12 protein-coding genes and 1 tRNA gene are annotated in these 17,679 nt (G+C 68.9%); 6 read left to right on the forward strand and 7 right to left on the reverse strand.

What is annotated here, in order from left to right:
* Position 1: 1 nt before the first annotated feature.
* Together E5679_RS10090 and E5679_RS10095 are read right to left on the reverse strand one after the other, a co-directional pair.
* Entirely contained in the window at positions 2 to 1,663 is a 1,662-nt protein-coding gene (locus tag E5679_RS10090; protein ID WP_138415382.1) for an APC family permease, read from the reverse strand.
* 155 nt (positions 1,664 to 1,818) lie between these two features.
* Positions 1,819 to 1,892 (reverse strand) — tRNA-Arg (locus E5679_RS10095).
* A 270-nt stretch (positions 1,893 to 2,162) separates the two neighbouring features.
* Between E5679_RS10095 and E5679_RS10100 the strand changes: the two genes are divergently transcribed.
* From E5679_RS10100 to lhgO, 3 genes are all read left to right on the forward strand, one after another.
* Positions 2,163 to 3,986, forward strand: a complete 1,824-nt coding sequence (locus E5679_RS10100) for a phosphoenolpyruvate carboxykinase (GTP) (protein WP_138415384.1) — start codon at positions 2,163 to 2,165, stop codon at positions 3,984 to 3,986.
* A gap of 117 nt (positions 3,987 to 4,103) precedes the next feature.
* Positions 4,104 to 6,521, forward strand: coding sequence for a PEP/pyruvate-binding domain-containing protein (locus E5679_RS10105; protein ID WP_138415386.1), 2,418 nt, complete (start codon positions 4,104 to 4,106; stop codon positions 6,519 to 6,521).
* A complete protein-coding gene (gene lhgO / locus E5679_RS10110) occupies positions 6,518 to 7,732 on the forward strand; it encodes an L-2-hydroxyglutarate oxidase (RefSeq protein ID WP_138415388.1) in 1,215 nt (404 codons plus the stop codon). Before E5679_RS10105 ends, lhgO begins: the two co-directional genes overlap by 4 nt.
* A 103-nt stretch (positions 7,733 to 7,835) precedes the next feature.
* Here lhgO and E5679_RS10115 read toward each other — a convergent pair whose 3' ends face one another.
* Positions 7,836 to 10,448, reverse strand: coding sequence for an ATP-dependent Clp protease ATP-binding subunit (locus tag E5679_RS10115; protein ID WP_171042324.1), 2,613 nt, complete (start codon positions 10,446 to 10,448; stop codon positions 7,836 to 7,838).
* Positions 10,449 to 10,555: 107 nt separating this feature from the next.
* Between E5679_RS10115 and poxB the strand changes: the two genes are divergently transcribed.
* On the forward strand, positions 10,556 to 12,280 hold the full coding sequence (gene poxB, locus E5679_RS10120; RefSeq protein ID WP_138415389.1) for a ubiquinone-dependent pyruvate dehydrogenase: 1,725 nt from the start codon (positions 10,556 to 10,558) through the stop codon (positions 12,278 to 12,280).
* 48 nt (positions 12,281 to 12,328) lie between these two features.
* On the opposite strand, the gene E5679_RS10125 is transcribed toward poxB, so the two are convergent.
* A complete protein-coding gene (locus E5679_RS10125; RefSeq protein ID WP_138415628.1) occupies positions 12,329 to 12,670 on the reverse strand; it encodes a winged helix-turn-helix transcriptional regulator in 342 nt (113 codons plus the stop codon).
* Between the two features lie 111 nt (positions 12,671 to 12,781).
* Between E5679_RS10125 and E5679_RS10130 the strand changes: the two genes are divergently transcribed.
* Complete coding sequence (locus E5679_RS10130; protein ID WP_138415392.1) at positions 12,782 to 13,393, forward strand: NAD(P)-dependent oxidoreductase; 612 nt, start codon at positions 12,782 to 12,784, stop codon at positions 13,391 to 13,393.
* Between the two features lie 96 nt (positions 13,394 to 13,489).
* Here E5679_RS10130 and E5679_RS10135 read toward each other — a convergent pair whose 3' ends face one another.
* The 3 genes from E5679_RS10135 to E5679_RS10145 all read right to left on the reverse strand — a co-directional run bounded on the left by E5679_RS10135 (position 13,490) and on the right by E5679_RS10145 (position 16,284).
* Entirely contained in the window at positions 13,490 to 14,683 is a 1,194-nt protein-coding gene (locus E5679_RS10135) for a globin domain-containing protein (protein ID WP_138415393.1), read from the reverse strand.
* A 115-nt stretch (positions 14,684 to 14,798) separates the two neighbouring features.
* Positions 14,799 to 15,350, reverse strand: a complete 552-nt coding sequence (locus E5679_RS10140; protein WP_138415395.1) for an RrF2 family transcriptional regulator — start codon at positions 15,348 to 15,350, stop codon at positions 14,799 to 14,801.
* 10 nt (positions 15,351 to 15,360) lie between these two features.
* The gene (locus E5679_RS10145) at positions 15,361 to 16,284 is read right to left on the reverse strand and encodes a LysR family transcriptional regulator (RefSeq protein WP_138415397.1); all 924 of its coding nucleotides are present in this window, start codon (positions 16,282 to 16,284) and stop codon (positions 15,361 to 15,363) included.
* Positions 16,285 to 16,358: 74 nt separating this feature from the next.
* Between E5679_RS10145 and E5679_RS10150 the strand changes: the two genes are divergently transcribed.
* Positions 16,359 to 17,399 (forward strand): EamA family transporter, encoded by a 1,041-nt coding sequence (locus E5679_RS10150; protein WP_249336058.1) that lies wholly within the window; start codon positions 16,359 to 16,361, stop codon positions 17,397 to 17,399.
* Positions 17,400 to 17,679: the final 280 nt, after the last annotated feature.

Here is a 17,679-nt window from a genome sequence, read left to right on the forward strand (position 1 = left end):
GCTACCCGAGGGCTTCTCCCGTCGCGGGGTGGTCGATCTCCTCGAATTCGAACTCATCCTCGGCGACGGCTGCCTCGATGTCCTCGGGCTTCATCGCCAGACCCACCGCGTAGTAGAAGATGATCAGGCTGTACCCCACCACGAAGAGGATGTCGATCCATTCCGGGAGCACGTTGAGTGAGCCCGTCCCGTAGCGGCCGAGCAGTCCCAAGACGAGAAGTCCGATGAGCCACGGCCAGATCCACGACGCTGCCCGCCAGTCGAGGTCACGGCGCTCGCGGAGGGACTTCGACCGGCGCAGGGCGATCTCGAAGATGATCCGCCCAATGAGAATCGCTGTCAGGAGCTTCCAGATTGCCTCGAAACCGGACCAGTAGATGACCAGGTTGGCGGCAACGAAGCCAAACGGCGTGAGGACCTGGGGCCATGGGACCCGGTAGGGATGCTCGCGCCGCTCGTGCTGGCGGATGAGGGCCTCAAGCGAGACCGGCGCGAACGCGTACATGATGGCTGTCGCATCAGTCACGAGCCCGACGAGCGACTGCCAGCTCGGGAACGGGAGCAGCGCGATGAGCCCGATGACGAAGGCGAGCACGAGGGAGGCCCAGGGCACGCCGCGCCGGCTGACGCGGGTGAGGGCTGAGGGGAGGGCGTCGTCCTCGCCGAGGGCGTACGAGATGCGGGCTGACGTGCCGACGTACACGAGTCCGGTTCCCGCGGGAGAGACCACGGCGTCGATCAGGAGGATGGTCGCGAGCCAGCCAGCGCCGGCGGCGATCGCGAGGTCGTAGTACGGCCCGTACGCGCCCGCTCCGAGCGGGTTGTCCCAGCCTTTCGCGATGTTCGCCGGGTCGAGAGCCCCGATGAATGCGACCTCGAGCAGGATGTAGATGGCGGCGCCGAGGAACATGGCGATGATGATCGCTCGCGCAACGTCCTTCTTCGGATTGCGCGCCTCGCCTGCCATCTGCGCGGCTTGCTCGAAGCCCTGCAGGGCGAACACGACGCCGAGCGGGAGCGCGGCGAAGATGCCGTGGATGCCGTTCGGGGCGAAGCCGCCACCGCCCTGGCCGAAGTTGCCCGGGTGGAACCTGAGCGCGATGATCACGACGATTGCCAGGATGGGGACGGCGGTCTTCCAGATGACGAGGACGACGTTGCTGTCCGAGAGCCATTTGGCGCCCATGAGGTTGATGACCAAGAAGAGAGCAAGGGCGAGGGCCGCGATGAGCAGGCCGATCGGCGTGAGGGTGGAGTCTGGGTTGACCATCTGGAGTCCCGAGGCCCACGGGGCGCTCTCGAGATACGTGATGCTGCCCTCGACTTCGATCGGCGCGATGGTGACGGCTTGGAGGTAGCCGGCCCACCCCGCGGTGAAGCCGGCAAGAGCCCCGAACGCATAGTGCGGATAACGGGCCGTGCCCCCAGCAACCGGATACGCGGCGCCGAGATCGGCGTGGATGAGGGCAAGGACCACGAGCAGGATCGCGGCGAGGATCCACGAGATCAGCGACGCCGGGCCAGCCGACTTCGCAGCCCCGAGGGCCCCGAGGAGCCAGCCCGAGCCGATGATCGACCCCAGCGAGACGAACAGCAGGCCCCAGAATCCGACCACGCGCTTGAGTGCGTGACCGCGATGGGCATGGACTAGGTCTTGGGTCATGTCACCACTCCTCACGCCCGGCCACTGACCGACGTCACAACCTGCCCCCCAAGGAGACCGCAGTCGGGTCTTGCAGGCAAGGTCTGCCGCGCAGCAAAGACGAAAACACAAAAGACGCCCCCGATCCTCTAGGATCGGGGGCGTCTTCTTATGCGTGCGCCCAAAGGGATTCGAACCCCTGACCTTCTGTTCCGTAGACAGACGCTCTATCCAGCTGAGCTATGGGCGCATCACTGTGGCCTACGCTGTTCTCAGCGCCGCGGCCTCGAATTACTTTACGCGAAGACGAACGGACTTCCAAATCAGGCTGCGCCCACCCCTGCGACTATACCGGTCTATGTGACCTTCATCACACAAAACGGGGGTGAAAAGACCAAAATCCCCCAGAATCTCGGTTTTTGAGTGTTAACCTCTCGTTTCGTCGGTCTCACTGGCGCCGGTGGTACAGACCACCTTCCCTACCATTGAGGGACACGCCGACCAGCCGAAGGAGGAAGACATGGGCGCAACTCGTCTCAGGCTTCTCGAAGGAGCCCCCACCACCTACGAGCCCCTGCTGTCCTGGGTTGAGGAAGTCGCGGAACTGACTCAGCCGGACCGGATCCACTGGGTGGACGGTTCCGAGGCGGAATACCGCAAGCTGACGGACGAGCTGGTTGCCGCTGGCACCCTCACGCGGCTCAACCCCGAACTCTTCCCGAATTCGTTCGCTGCCTTCTCAGATCCCGCGGACGTGGCCCGCGTCGAGGAGCAGACGTTCATCTGCTCGCAGAACGAGCGCGACGCCGGCTTCACCAACAACTGGATGGAACCGGACCAGATGAAGGCCAAGCTTCAGGGCCTCTTCGCCGGCTCCATGCGCGGCCGCACCATGTACGTCATCCCGTTCGTCATGGGCCACCTTGACGCGGAGGACCCGAAGTTCGGCGTGGAGATCAGCGACTCGGCCTACGTCGTCGCCTCGATGCGCATCATGGCCCGCATCGGCACCGACGTCCTCAAGAAGATCGAGCAGACCGGCGCGTTCTTCGTCCCGGCACTCCACTCCGTCGGTGCCCCGCTCGAGCCGGGCCAGGCCGACGTGCCGTGGCCGTGCAACCCCGAGAAGTGGATCGTGCACTTCCCGGAGGAGCGCTCCATCTGGTCGTACGGTTCGGGCTACGGCGGCAACGCCCTGCTCGGCAAGAAGTGCTACGCCCTGCGCATCGCCTCGGTCATGGCCCGCGACGAGGGCTGGCTCGCCGAGCACATGCTCATCCTCAAGCTCACCAGCCCCGAGAACAAGGTCTACAACGTTGCGGCCGCGTTCCCGTCGGCGTGCGGCAAGACCAACCTTGCGCTGCTCGACCCCACGATCGAGGGCTGGAAGGTTGAGACCCTCGGCGACGACATCACGTGGATGCGCTTCGGCAAGGAGGGCGAGCTTCGCGCCGTCAACCCCGAGGCGGGCCTCTTCGGTGTGGCCCCCGGCACCGGCTGGGGCACCAACCCCAACGCGATGCGCGCCATCGCGAAGGGCAACAGCATCTTCACGAACGTCGCGCTCACGGACGACGGCGGCGTGTGGTGGGAGGGCATGACCGAAGAGGTCCCCGCCCACCTCACCGACTGGCAGGGCAACGACTGGACGCCCGAGGCCGGCCGTCCCGCGGCCCACCCGAACTCGCGCTTCTGCACGCCGATCGACCAGATCGACATGCTCGCACCCGAGTACTTCGCGCCGAACGGCGTCGAGGTCCACGCGATCCTGTTCGGCGGCCGCCGCAAGACGACGATCCCGCTCGTGACGCAGTCCCGCGACTGGGCACAGGGCATCTTCTACGGCGCCACCCTCTCCTCGGAGACGACGGCGGCCGCAGCTGGCGCCGTCGGCGTGGTGCGCCGCGATCCGATGGCCATGCTGCCGTTCATCGGCTACGACGCAGGCGACTACCTCAACCACTGGGTCACCCTGTCCGCGAAGGGCAACCCCGCGCGGCTGCCGAAGATCTTCCTCGTGAACTGGTTCCGCCGCACGCGGGACGGCGGCTTCGCGTGGCCCGGCTTCGGCGACAACTCGCGCGTCCTGAAGTGGGCGATCGAGCGGATCGAAGGTGCGGCGGACGCCGTCGAGACCCCGATCGGGTTCATCCCGACCCCGCAGAGCCTCGACCTCGCTGGCCTCGACATGACGGCCGACGACGTCCAGGAGGCCGTGCGCTTCGACGCCGACGAGTGGCGTGCCGAGGTTCCGAGCCTCGAGGAGTGGTTCGACCGCTTCGGCGGCTCGCTTCCGCGCAGCATCACCCGCGAGCTCGAGGGCCTCAAGAAGCGCCTGGGCTGAGGAGCTCGAATAAGACTCCGGCGAACTGAACGGCGCCGGATCCCCTAGGAGGGCCGCCCCGATTGCACACGGGGCGGCCCTTCTGCATTGTCTGGGGGCACCAGTAACGTGTGCCTCATGGACGACGACGGAGGGTCCCCACCGCTCGTACCGCTCGCCTTGCTGCGCGCGGCCGACCTGCCCATCGCGGGAGGCAAGGGCGCGAACCTCGGCGAGCTCGTCGCCGCTGGCCTGCCCGTGCCAGATGGTTTCGTGGTGACGACGGCGGCCTACCGCGCTCATGCGGAGGCGGCCGGGCTCGATCCGGAGCGGGCCGCCGCGGACCCTTCTGGCGCGCGCATTGCCCTCGAAGCCGCGCCCCTCGACCCCCAGCTCCGGCACGAGGTGGCCGGCGCCGTCGAGCATCTCGGAGCCGCGAGGGTGGCCGTCAGGTCCAGCGCAACGGCGGAGGACCTCCCCGGCGCAGCTTTCGCCGGTCAGCAGGACACCTTCCTGAACGTCGAAGGGCCCGAGGCAGTGACCGAGGCGATCCGGAAGTGCTGGGCCTCACTCTGGACCGACCGCGCCGTCGAGTACCGGAAGCGGCAGGGCATCGAGCCCTCGGACGTCGCGATTGCCGTCGTCGTCCAGCGGATGGTCGACGCCGAAGCCGCCGGCGTGCTCTTCACGGCCAACCCGCTGACCGGGCGCCAGTCCGAGCTCGTGGTGGACGCGGCGCCGGGCCTCGGCGAGGCGGTCGTCTCGGGAGAGGTCACTCCCGAGCACCTCGTCCTCGACCGCGACGGCCGAGTCCTGGAACGGACGGCGGGCCAAGGCGGCGGCCAGGTCCTCTCTGACACGGCGGCCCGCGAACTCGCGGCCCTCGCGGTCCGCGTCGAGAGGCACTTCGGGGTTCCCCAGGACATCGAGTGGGCGCTCGACGGCGGCCGGGTGGTCCTGCTGCAGGCTCGCCCCATGACGGCGCTGCCGCTGGAGCCGCCCGAGCTGAGCCGGATCCAGCGGCTCGTCGCGCCGTTCTTCCTTGAGATGTTCACCGTGCGCCCGTACCCGCTGGACGTCACGGGCTGGCTTGAGCCCGGCGTCCTGCGCATGCTGCACCTCATGGCCGGCAGCGTCGGCGTGCGATTTCCGCCGCTCGCCGAGGTCCTTCGGGAGCGGGACGGGGTGGCCCTCCAGCTCGTTCCACCCCGTCCGCGGCCGACTCTCCTCACCATCGGCGCGCCCTTAGCCCTGGCCCGACGGATCCGCCGGTACCGGTCGCAACGCTGGCAGGAGGACCCGCGCGTGAGGGAGTTCGAGGCTTCGGTCGCTTCGCTCGCCGCAGAGGACCCCGGCGCGCTGTCCTGGAATGAACTTCTCGCACGGGTCGACCGATGCAATTCCGCGATGGTGACGATTGGGCTCCTGCGCGCCGCGTACCTGCCGGGAGCGCTTCTGCCGGTTCTCCCGCTGCGGGCCGTCCTCGCCGTCCTGGGCCGGGGCCGCCTGGCTGCGTCCCTCGTTGCGGGCGCGCCGACCACGACCCGCGCTGGCAACGACGCACTCGAAAGCCTCGCCGAGACCGTCCGGGCTGACCCCGCCCTCCGCGAGGCCGCACGCGAGCTGGATGCTGCGGCGTTCCTCGAGGCTGTTCGTACGCGGCCGGAGTTCGCGCGATTCCATGCCGACCTGAACGCGTTCCTCGCCGAGTACGGGCACCGCGAATCGGTGAGCGTCGTCGTGGCCACGGCCCCTTCGTGGCGCGATGACCCCGCTCCGGTCGTCGCGATCGTCCAATCGCTCGCCGCGGCGCCCCAGCGGCTGCGCTCCGACAACCCCGGAGAAACCGCCCTGCGCGAGCTTCTCGCGCATCCCCTCCTTCGCGTCCCGTGGGCCAAGGAGAGGGCGGAGGGGCTGGTCGAGCTCGCCCGCCGCGGTCTCGCGTTCCGGGAGGATTCGCACGCCCTCGCCGTCAAGCTCATGCCGCCGCTGCGCGCGGCATTCGTCGAGCTGGGGCGGCGGCTCGTTGCCGCGGGGACGCTCGCCCAGCCCGAGGACGTGTTCCACCTCCGACTCGAGGAGCTCCGGGCGCTGCCGGCCCCCGAGGCGATGAACGACGCGGAGCGCTCCCGGGTGCGCGAGCTGGCCGCTCGTCGTGCGGCAATCCGTCGCGAGTACGCCGGCGTGCCCCTGCTGGACCTCGCCGCCGTGCTGCCGCCACCGCCGGACGACGGCGACGCGCTCCTGACCGGGACGGCGGCGAGCGGTGGGGTGGCCGAGGGGCCGGTGCGCGTCATTCACGGGCCGGAAGAGTTCGGCCAGCTGCGCGCGGGAGACGTCCTGGTGTGCCCGAACACCAACCCGTCGTGGACGCCGCTCTTCGCGCGGGCGTCCGCCATCGTCGTCGATACGGGCGGGCTCGGCTCGCACGCGGCGATCGTGGCGCGGGAGTACGGCGTGCCCGCGGTCATGGGGACGCAGCGCGGAACGTCGGTGCTCAGGGAGGGCCAGCGGGTGCGAGTCGACGGCAGCAGGGGAAGGGTGGAGGCGGCATGACTGTGCCACCGGGGACAGAGCGGGTCGGTGTTGTCGGCGGAGGAATCGTGGGCCTCGCCATCGCCAGGGCACTTGCGCTGGCCGGTGATTTCGACGTCGTGGTCCTCGAGAAGGAGCGACGCGTCGCCGCACATCAGACCGGACACAACTCTGGAGTGGTGCACGCCGGGCTGTACTACCAGCCGGGATCGCTCAAGGCACTGCTGTGCGCACGGGGGCGGGAGCTGACGAGGGACTATTGCCAGGAACGGGGACTTCCGTACCGCGAACTTGGCAAGCTTGTCGTCGCGGTGGCCCCGGACGAGGTGCCCAGGCTCGACGACATCGAGCACCGCGCGCGGGCCAACGGTGTGCCGGACCTCGCACGGATCGGGCCCGAGCGGATGCGGGAGCTCGAGCCGCACGTCGCAGGTGTCGCGGCCGTGCACTCGCCGCACACCGCCGTCGTCGACTATGCGGCCATCGCCGAGGCCATGGCCGACGACGTCCGCCGCGCGGGCGGCCGCGTCCTCCTGAGCACCGAAGTCACCGGAGTGCGGACGGGGGAGCGGACGACGACGGTCGCGACCTCGGCGGGAAGCCACACTTTCGATCGGCTCATCGTCTGCGCCGGCCTGCAGTCGGATCTGCTGGCCCGGATGGTCGGGGCGTCGCCGTCGCCCAGGATCCTGCCATTCCGTGGGGAGTACTGGACGCTCGCGCCCTCGCGGTCCCAACTGGTGCGCGGCATGATCTACCCGGTGCCGGACCCGCGCTTTCCGTTCCTCGGGGTGCACTTCACGCGCGGCGTGTACGACGACGTGCACGTGGGCCCCAACGCTGTGCCTGCCCTCGCCCGCGAGGGATACGGCTGGAGTGATGTGTCGCTGCGGGACACGCTGGGGTCTTTGGCGTGGCCCGGGGCCGCGCCGCTGTTCCGGCAGCACTGGCGCATGGGCGTCCGGGAGATTTCGGCCTCGCTCCTGAAGCCGCTGTATTTTCGGCAGGCGCGGGCGTTCGTGCCGGAGCTTCGGCCCTCGGATCTGGCGCACAAGGCGGCCGCCGGGGTCCGTGCCCAGGCATGGGGCGCCGACGGGTCGCTGCTCGACGACTTCGCTGTTGATCAGGTGGGGTCGGTGACTCTTCTGCGGAACGCGCCATCGCCCGCGGCGACGTCCTCGATGGCGATCGCGGAGCACGTGCTGCGGGAGCACCTCGGGGTCCCGGTCTGACCCGCCGAAACCCCGGTAACCACCGTAACCACCGAAACCCCTGTAAACCGCCGAAACCCCCGGCTTGACCCGGGGGTTTCGAGGGGTTTCAGGGGTTTCGCGATCAGGCCGCCGCGGCCGGGTCCGGCTGGTCGGCACGGACGGCGAGCTCGTCGTCGTCGTGCGTCGTCTCGACAGTCACGGTGACCCGACCGCCCTCGCCCACAGCTCCCGCGACCAGAAGGTCCGCCACGCGGTCCTCCAGTTCGCGTTGGATCACCCGCCGCAGCGGGCGCGCCCCGAACTCGGGTTCGTACCCACGGTGAGCAATCCAGTCGACCGCGGCGTCGTCGACATCGAGCGCAATGCCCTGTGCGGCGAGCCGAGCCTCCGTCCCACGGAGCTGGAGCCGCACAATCTGGTGCAGCTGCTCCCGCGTGAGCTTCCGGAACAGCACGATCTCGTCGATGCGGTTCAGGAACTCGGGCCGCATCGTCTCGCGGAGCCGCCCCATGATCCGTGCCCGCAGCTCGGCGTCGGAGGGCCCGCCCTCGGCCCCGCCTGCCGCGAAGCCGAGCGAGGCGCCGCGAGTTGCGAGGAACTCCGAACCGAGGTTCGAAGTCATGATGACAACCGTGTTCCGGAAGTCGACCGTGTGTCCCTGACCGTCGGTGAGGCGCCCGTCGTCGAGCACCTGCAGGAGCAGGTTGAACACGTCGGGGTGCGCCTTCTCGACCTCGTCGAGCAGCACGACGGAGTAGGGGTGCCGCCGCACGCGCTCGGTGAGCTGCCCGGCCTCGGAGTAGCCGACGTATCCGGGAGGCGCACCGACGAGCCGGCTCACCGTATGGCGCTCGCCGAACTCGCTCATATCGAAGCGCACCATCGCCGATTCGTCGCCGAAGAGCGACGCCGCGAGGGCCTTCGCGAGCTCGGTCTTGCCCACGCCGGTCGGGCCCAGGAACAGGAAGCTGCCGACGGGCCGGCCCTGATCGCCTAGGCCGGTCCTGTTGCGCCGCACCGCCTTCGCGATCGCGGTCACCGCGTCTTCCTGCCCCACCACCCGGCCGTGGAGCTCGTCCTCGAGTCGCGCGAGCCGCTCGCGCTCGCCTTCCGTGACGCGCGCGGCGGGGATGCCGGTGGCGCGGGCGACGACGGCGGCGATGTCTTCATCGCTTACGACGGCGTCCTCTGCTTCCGTGGCGGCCGGGGCTTCGATCGCGTCCGCGATCTTGAGCGCGACGGCCTCGATCGCGTCGCGGAGGCGCGAGGCTTCCTCATAGTCCTCGCGGGCGACGGCGGCAGCCTTCTGCTCCTCGAGCCGCGTCGCCTCGGCGTTGAGCGCTTCGAGGTCGTTCCGCGGTCCGCGGGCCAGGCTCTTCCGGGCGCCCGCCTGGTCGATGAGGTCGATGGCCTTGTCCGGCAGGTACCGGTCGGTGATGTAGCGGTTGGAGAGTTCGACGGCGGAGCGGATCGCGGCGTCGGTGTAGGTGATGCCGTGGTGCTCCTCGTACCGGGACTTGAGCCCGTCGAGGATCGCGATGGCATCCTCGACGCTCGGCTCGCCGACCGTGACCGGCTGGAAGCGACGCTCCAGCGCGGGATCCTTCTCGATCTTGCGGTACTCGTCGAGCGTGGTCGCCCCGACGAGGTGCAGCTCGCCGCGCGCAAGCCGCGGCTTGAGGATGTTGCCCGCGTCCATGCCGCCCTCGCCGCCGCCGCCCGCGCCAACGACCGTATGGAGCTCGTCGACGAACGCGATGACGTTGCCGTCGGCCGCGATCTCGTCCATGGTCTTGGTGAGGCGCTCCTCGAAGTCGCCCCGGTAGCGCGTGCCCGCGAGCATGGCGGGGAGGTCGAGCGAGATGACGGTCTTGCCGTGAAGCTGCGCGGGAACATCTCCAGACGCGACGGCCTGGGCGAGGCCCTCGACGATCGCGGTCTTGCCCACACCGGCCTCGCCGATGAGCACAGGGTTGTTCTTCGTACGGCGGGCCAGGATCTCGATGGCCTGCTCGATCTCCGAGGCGCGGCCGATCACCGGGTCCAGCTTGCCTTCGCGGGCTAGGGCCGTCAGGTCGGTGCCGAACTTCTCGAGCATCGGGGTCTTGCCTTGACCGCCCTGCGCCCGGGCACCCCGCCGCTTGGCGCGCTGGCCCGCTGCCGGTGCGGCGTCGCCGTCGTCCGCTGTTTCCTCCGGCACGGCGCTGTCAGTGACCTGAAGCGACTGGGGCGTGATGCCGCGCGCGGCCAGGATCTGGCCCGCAGGGGCATCCGAGGCGAGGACGAGCGCGAGGAAGAGGTGCTCGGGGTCGATGTAGGTGGACCCGAGCGAGCGCGCGACCTTGTACGCGTCGAGGAACGCGTGCTGCGCGGACTGTGTGAGCGACGGCGGTGCCTCCTCGCCGTCGTCGTCCCGCGAGGGGGCGCCTTCGGGGAGGCGCTGCTCGGCCGCTTCGACGATGTCGCGCGCAGACGCACCGGCGTAGTCGATCATGCCAGCCACGGACTCAGTCTCGGCGAGCGCGCGCAGAAGGTGCAGTGCGTCGACCTCGCGGTGGCCGTGCTCGAGAGCGTAACGGCCAGCGGAATTCAGGATCCGCTGGGTTCCGCGGCTGACGAGCCGCGTGATGTCAAGGGGTCGACTCATGCGGCGAGCGCCCTGGCCCTGCAGATAGCGGGCGAGGAAGTCGTCGAACGAGCCGCTGCCGGCCGCTGGGCCGAAAAAGATAGGCAAACCATCCTCCAGAAAGTTGAGTGACTTTCGCTCAAGTTCAACGCTCGGTTCCCCAAGATATTCCCGAAGGGTTCCGGCCTTACACTCACCCGGGCTAGCGTGGCGGAATGACGACCATCGCGAAGAACATCGTCGACACCCTCGCCGCCAACGGAATCCGCCGCGTCTATGGAGTCCCAGGAGACTCCCTCAACGGCTTCACCGATGCCCTCCGGGAGACCCCCAGCATCGAATGGGTCCATGTCCGCCATGAGGAAGCGGGTGCCTTTGCTGCAGCCGCCGAGGCAGCGCTCACCGGGGAGGTCGCCGTCTGCGCAGGCTCCGCCGGCCCCGGAAACCTGCACCTCATCAACGGCCTCTACGACGCGAACCGGTCCCGCGTCCCAGTTCTCGCGATCGCCGCCCACATTCCCAGCGGCGAGATCGGGTCGAATTATTTCCAGGAGACACATCCGCAGGAGGTCTTCCGCGAGTGCAGCGTCTACGCGGAGCAGGTCACGGATGCCGCCCAGATGCCGCGCATCATCGAGATCGCGCTGCGGACGGCGATCGAGAAGCGGGGGGTCGCCGTCGTCGTCCTCTCGGGCGACGTCGCGCTGTCCTCCGTGGAGTCTGAGCGGATCGCGCTTGTGCGCCGCACGGAGCCGCATGTCGTCCCGAGTGAGGCCGAGCTCCTAGAGGCGGCGGGGATCCTCAATGGCGCGGACAAGGTCACGATCCTCGCCGGCGCCGGGGTGGAGGGCGCGCACGACGAGGTCATCGCGCTCGCGGATGCGCTCGGGGCGCCGATCGTCCATGCGTTCCGGGGCAAGGAATTCATCGAGTACGACAACCCCTTCGACGTCGGCATGACCGGCCTCCTCGGATTCGCCTCGGGCTACCGGGCCATGGAGGACTGCGACGCGCTCCTCATGCTCGGCACCGACTTCCCCTATCAGCAGTTCTATCCCGACCACGCAAAGATCATTCAGGTGGACATTCGCGGCGAACAGCTGGGACGGCGTGTGAAGCTGGACCTCGGGCTCGTCGGCGACGTCAAGGACACCGCGACCGCGCTCCTGCCGCTCATTGTCCGGAAACGGCGCCGCACGCATCTCGAATCCTCGCTCAAGCACTACGCCAAAACACGCACCAAGCTCGACGACCTTGCCACCCCCACCAAGAAGGGCCAGGCGCTCCACCCGCAGTACATCACCCGGGTCTTGGACCAGCTCGCCGACGACGACGTCGTCTTCACCGCCGACGTCGGCACCCCCGTCATCTGGGCCGCGCGCTATCTCACCATGAACGGACGACGGCGGTTGGTCGGCTCGTTCACCCACGGCTCCATGGCGAACGCCCTGCCTCATGCGATCGGGGCACAAGCTGCCTTCCCGGGGCGGCAGGTTGTCGCGCTGGCGGGCGACGGCGGCCTTGCCATGCTCATGGGCGAGCTGCTCACGATCGTGCAGAACCAGCTGCCCGTCAAGCTCGTGGTCTTCAACAACGCGTCCCTGAACTTCATTGAGCTCGAGATGAAGTCCGCTGGGTTCGTGAACTACGGCACCGGGCTCGACAACCCGAACTTCGCCGCTGTGGCCGAGGCGCTCGGCATCAAGGGCGTGCGCGTCAACGAGTCATCCGAGCTCGAGCAGGGCCTCAAGGAGGCGCTCGCGCACGACGGGCCCGCCCTCGTCGACGTAGCCACCATCCGGCAGGAGCTTGCGATGCCGCCGACGATCACGGCCCAGCAGGCCGGGGGCTTCACGCTCTACGCGCTCCGGACCGTGCTGTCGGGTCGCGGGGACGAGGTGCTCGACCTCGCGAAGACCAACTGGCGGCGGGTGTTCTAGCCGGGTCTTCCTGCCCGGGTTCCGCTTGCCGGGTTCGACGGCGCAAGGTTAGACGGTCGCGTCGAAGGCGTCCCGGGCCTGGAGGATGTTCCCTGCGTGGCTCTCGGCCCAGGCGCGAACGGCGTCGAGCGGGCCGAGGAGGCTCTCGCCGAGAGCGGTGAGGCGGTACTCGACGCGGACGGGGACCTCGGCGAACACGGTTCTCTCGACGAGCCCGTCGCGCTCGAGGGTGCGCAGCGTCTGGGTCAGCACCTTCGGCGTGATGCCGCCGACGGCGACGCGCAGTTCGCTGAACCGGAGGGTGCCGTCCTTGAGGGCGTGGACGATGAGGGGCGTCCACTTGTCCCCGATCCGCTGGAGCACCACGCGCGAGGGGCAGTCGGGGTCCATGACGTCGAAGGGGATGCTTTCCACCGAGTAACCATAGCACTTTGAAGTACTTAGTATCTATTGGATACTCTCGGTGCTGTTGCCCCGAACAGGATCGAACAAGGAGTAGGCATGAAGATCGCCGTCTATGGAGCCACCGGCATGGTGGGAAGCCAGATCGTCGCAGAGGCTGCCCGCCGTGGTCACGAGGTGACTGCCCTGAGCCGAAAGGGAAGTGCCGTGGAGGGAGCCGCCGTCGTCCGCGCGGCTGACCTGGCCGACCTCAAGACGTATCGTTCCGTTGCCGAGGCGAATGACGCCGTCGTGCTCGCCACGTCGCCCGACCGCACGGGCGGCTCCCGGGAGCCCTACCTCGAAGCCCATCGTGCGATCGCCGAGGTCCCCACTGAGGCGCGCCTCTACCTCGTGGCCGGCTTCGGGAACCTGCAGGGCCCGGATGGGACGCGCATCAAGGACCTCCCCGATTTCCCGGCCGAGTACAAGGCCGAATCGGACGTTGTGCTTGCCGCCTACGAGGCCCTCCGTGATTCCGACGCCAGCCTCGACGTGACCGCGCACGCCCCGGCCGCCGTGATCCAGCCGGGAGAGCGCACGGGCAAGTACACGACCGCCGTCGGCGTCCCGGCCGGTGACTTCATCTCAGCCCAGGACTACGCCGTCGCCGCGATCGACGAGCTCGAGAAGCCGCAGTTCCAAGGGAAGATCTTCTCAGCCGCCAACTAGCGCCCATCCCCGAGGGGGGCAACTGCCGGATGACGGCACGTTACCCCCTTCGGGATGGGAAAGGCTGCGACTTTTCGGGCCAGTTGGCGAAATCGATCAGTTGGCGGACGCGAGCCAGAGGTCCGGGCCGAAAACCTCGTAATGGATCTTCTGGGCCGGGATGCCGAGGGCGATCGCCTCGGAGCGGATCTTCTGCATGAACGGCAGCGGGCCACAGAGGTAGAGGTTCGCGTCCCGCGGCAGGTCGACGTCGGAGAGGCTCATGTAGCCCTCGCGGGCTTCTGTGGCCCGCTCCACCGGCTCGGCGGCCGGGGTTTGAAGCCAGAGATGCAGTGCGGCATCGTCGATCCGCTCGACGTCGTCCAGCATCTGGCCGCTCAGCGCCCACGCCTCGAGACTGCGCTCGGCGTGGAGCACGAGGACCTCGCGGTCGGACCCTGCGTCCGCGAGCGACCGCAGGATCGATGCGCTCGGGGTGCAGCCGATGCCGGCCGACGCGAGGACAAGGGGGCCGTCGCCGTCGTCGAGCGTCACGTCGCCGTACGGGTTGGAGAGTTCGACGACGTCACCCGCCTGGACCTTTTCGTGCAGCATGGGCGAGACTTCGCCGCCGTCGTTGTACTTTGCGGTGAAGACGCGCCGTTCCGTGGATTCGGCGTCCGCAGACAGCGAGTACTGACGGGCTTGGAGGAGGCCGTCCTCGACCGGGATCCGAACGCTCACGAACTGCCCGGGCCGTCCGGGGGTCACGGGCGTTTCGTCGGCGGGCTCGAGGACGAACGTGACAGTGCTCGCGCTCGCGCCCTTCTTCTCGACAACCCGCCACGGGGCCCACATCACGTTGTTGGCCTGCCTCCCGTAGAGCCCCTTCTCGATCTTGATGAGCGCGTCCGCCATGAGCCAGTACACCTCGGTCCACGCGGCGGCCACCTCGGCGGTGACTGCTTCGCCGAGGTCCTCCGCGATGGCCTCGAAGAGGTACTTGTAGACGATCTGGTACTGGTCCTCGGAGATGCCGAGCGAGGCGTGCTTGTGGGCGATCCGGCTCAGGACGGCCTCGGGGAGCGTCCCGGGATTCTGGACGAGGTGCGTCGCGAAGGCCGCGATCGCGCCCGCGAGCGCCTTGCGCTGCTCGCCGTTCGCCTGATTGGCGCGGCTGAAGACGCCGTTCAGCAGCTCCGGGTGGGCTGCGAACATCTTCTGGTAGAAGAGCGGCGTGATCTCGCCGATGCGGCTCCCGACCAGGGGAAGGGTGGCTTCGATGACGGGGCGGGCGCTTTCCGAGAGCATGGGGACTCCTGACGTGGAAGGTAATTCAGCATCATCCGTACTGAATTAACCCCAACTTTTCTACGCCTCGTAGAAATCCACAAGTTGGGTCGGCCCGTTTGGTGTGTGGCGTTCGCTACACGGCGTCGGGCTCGCGAAGGAGGGCCGCGGCGGCCTCGAAGAATGCGCTTCCCTCGCTGCTTTCGCCAGAGGCCGTATTTGCCGTTTCGCCTTCGCTTCCGAATCCCGGCCGCAGCCCGATCTGGACCAGGACCGGCTCCATCTGGCGGGCGTGGGGGAGCGAGCTCACCCTGACCGTGTCGAGCTCGCGGTAGAAGGCCTCGCGCGCTCGGCGCAGGGCTCCGCGGAGGCCGCAGTCGTGGTTGAGGGGGCAGTCGCCGTTGGGCGACTCGCAGTCTGGAAGGTCGTTCCGCGTGTCGAGAGCCCTCAGCACTCCGCCAACCGTCGCGCGCCGCCCTGCGGCGCTGAGCTGGACGCCTCCGGCCCGCCCTCGGGTCGACTCCACGAGGCCGAGCTCGCGCAGCTTGAGGACCGCCTTGCTCACGTGGTTGTACGGCGTGCCCACTCCCTCGGCGATGGCACGCGTGGCGAGCGGCTCGGAGCCGTCCACGGCGCTGAGGAGCATGAGTGCTCGCAGGCTGACGTCCTCGAAGGCGGTCATGCGCATGCCGAGCATTCTACGCTGACAAACCCAAACATCCGTGCAGAGAATTTGCGGCATCGTGAAGGAGCCGTACCACGAGCCGAATGCCCGGACTCGCTGCCATCGTGCGGCGGTACGCTGCGGACACGAGGCGCGTGGGAACCTCACCCGCGAGCGGCCGCGCGACCACCCCTTCCGGGAGCGGAGGTCTGCCGAGCCTGGGCACGAGGGCGAGCGCGGCGCCGTCGTCCGCCAAGGCGACATGGGTCGCGAAATCCGGGTCCGTGAAGGCAATCCGCGGCACGGTCCCCTCCGCGGAGAAGAGGCGCATGAGGGCCTCGTGGCAGATGGCGCCCTTGGGCGTCGCGCACCAGACCTCGTCGAGGAGATCGCGGCGCTCGAGCTGGGCGCGTGCGGCGAGCGGGTGCTCCCGCGGCAGGATGACGTCGGCGACATCCTCGCATAGGGGCTCGCGGACGACGTGGCCGGGCACCTCGAGCGGCACGGAATTCCAGTTGTGCACGACCGCGAGCTCGGCGTCTCCGTGCGCCACGAGGGCCACTGCCTCGACGGGATCGACGCTCGAGACTTCGAGGCGCAGCTCCGGCGCCTCCTTCGCCAAGGCGCCGGCGACGTGCCCGAACAGTGCTCGGGTCGCGGTCGAGAACGAGGCGACCGTGAACGTCCCCTGAGGCGTGTCGTCGGCCGAGAGCATCGACTCAACGCGTTCGATGTCTGCGAGGAGTCGCACGCCATGCTCCACGAGCGCCCGTCCGCGCTCGGTCAGGAGGACGCCCCTCCCTTGCCGTTCCAAGAGGGCACTCCGTGACTGGCGCTCGAGCTTCTTGATCTGCTGGGACACCGCCGACGGGCTGAATCCGAGCACCTCGGCCGCCGCCACGACGGACCCATGACGCTCGACCGCCGCGAGGGAGCGGAGGGCCTGAAGATCGATCATGAAGAAATCGTAGATGGTCAGCCGCAGAAATCAACGCTGGTGCTTCACGATACGCGCAGGGGAGGATGGGAGGCGTGAAACCGCAGCACAGCGCTCTCGCCGTCCTCGTCGCCGTCATCTGGGGCGCCAACTTCGTGGCCATCGAGCTCGGCCTGCGCGAGGTCCCGCCGCTCGTGTTCGTCGCAATGCGGTTCGCACTCGTGGCCGTGCCGGCCATGTTCTTCGTCCCCAAGCCCGCCGTCCCGTGGCGCGTGCTCGCAGGCATCGGCATCTTCATGAGCGCCGGCCAGTTCGGCCTCGTCTACCTTGCAATGCACTGGGGGATGCCCGCGGGCCTGGCGCCACTCGTGCTGCAGAGCCAGATGTTCTTCACGATCCTCCTCGCCGCCGCCGTGCTGAGGGAGCGGCCGACGACGGCGCAGCTCGCCGGAGTCGGTGCGGGAGGGGTGGGCCTCGTGCTGGTCGCGCTGGGCCGCGGGGCCGTCGCGCCCCTCGGCCCGCTGCTGCTCGTGGTGCTTGCAGGCCTCTCGTGGGGGATCGGCAACACGATCTCGCGGGCCGCGAAGGGCGCGTCCGGTCTCGGCATCGTCGTGTGGTCCGCCGCGGTGGTACCGGTGCCGATGCTCGCTCTGGCGGCCCTCGTGGAAGGTCCAGCCGCCGTCGTCGGTTCGCTCGCGCACCTCACTCTGCCCGCTTGGCTGAGCACCCTCTTCACGGTCGTGCTCGCCTCGCTCGTGGGCTACTCCGTCTGGAACTCGCTGCTCGGGCGTTACCCCGCCGCCGCCGTCGTGCCCTACACGCTCCTCGTGCCGCCCGTGGGGATGCTCGCCGCGTGGATCGCGTTCGGGGAAGTGCCGCAGCCGCTCGAAATCGCTGGCGGCGCGCTGCTGCTCGCCGGAGTCACGACGACGCTCCTCGGCCGACGGCAGCACAGGTCAGTCGATGAAGACGAGCGCCTCATGCCCGTCGGCCTCGACGTCTCCGTAGACGTACCCCGTGGCGGTCATCTCGTAGGGGAGGATGGCCGCCATGAGGCCTCCGGTCCGGTGCTCGGCGGCCGCGTGGATGCCGTCGGAACCGTGCTCGGGAAGGGTCACATCGCTCGCGATCGCTAGAGCGCGGATGTCCTCGCGCCCCTGCCGCAGCAGTTCAACGAGGTCGTCGAGCATCGCTTCGGCGTCGTAATCGCCGTCGAGCCCGTCGCCGTCGAACTCGTCGCCCTCGCCGGCGCCGGCTGCCGGCTCCGGCGGGGTGACGAGCACGAGCCGCAGCTCGCCGTCGTCCGCAAGCGTGACGCCGAACGGGAGGAAGCCGCCGTTCTGCTCAAGATGCTCCTGGGCCATGCCGAGTGCGGTGCCGAGGACGTCGTGCAGCTCGCGCAGGACGCTGTCTGCG

Origin of the sequence: Sinomonas gamaensis, assembly GCF_005876955.1 — a bacterium.
Lineage (GTDB): Bacteria > Actinomycetota > Actinomycetes > Actinomycetales > Micrococcaceae > Sinomonas > Sinomonas gamaensis.